The organism is Mesorhizobium sp. M5C.F.Ca.ET.164.01.1.1 (assembly GCF_004792125.1).
Lineage (GTDB): Bacteria > Pseudomonadota > Alphaproteobacteria > Rhizobiales > Rhizobiaceae > Mesorhizobium > Mesorhizobium wenxiniae.
This window is the reverse complement of sequence record NZ_SRTG01000411.1, coordinates 1-314: the sequence shown is the minus strand read 5'-3', so window position 1 is coordinate 314 and position 314 is coordinate 1. Positions and strand designations below refer to the sequence as shown.

Genomic DNA, 314 nt, shown 5'->3' with positions numbered 1-314 from the left:
GAATGGGCTGGATTGTCGTGGTATTCCCGGACGCCCGCCATGCACAGGAATGGTTCGTCCTCGGGACTGTTGGCCTGGATGAAGTCCGTCAGCGGCACGGCGTTCTGCTGGATGAGAGCTCCTATCATCTCCGGCGGCGTTCCGGGCAGCGGCGGACGTCTAAGCATTTTCAGGTATAGATCTTTCCGGGCAATCGGATGACGCGTAAACGGATCGACGAAGACCACGGACGGTGGTCTTAAGTCGTAGTCGGTGAAGTCGACCTCGCTCGCTGCGCTGATCACCCGTGGTTTTAACTTGAGGCTTGCGAAAAT

The 314-nt window shown here is 57.6% G+C and carries 1 protein-coding gene; it reads right to left on the bottom strand.

Annotated elements, in window-relative coordinates:
• Positions 1-314, bottom strand: a 314-nt coding sequence (locus tag EN807_RS34050) for a putative metal-binding protein (RefSeq protein ID WP_348640285.1), incomplete at both ends; no start/stop codon positions are given.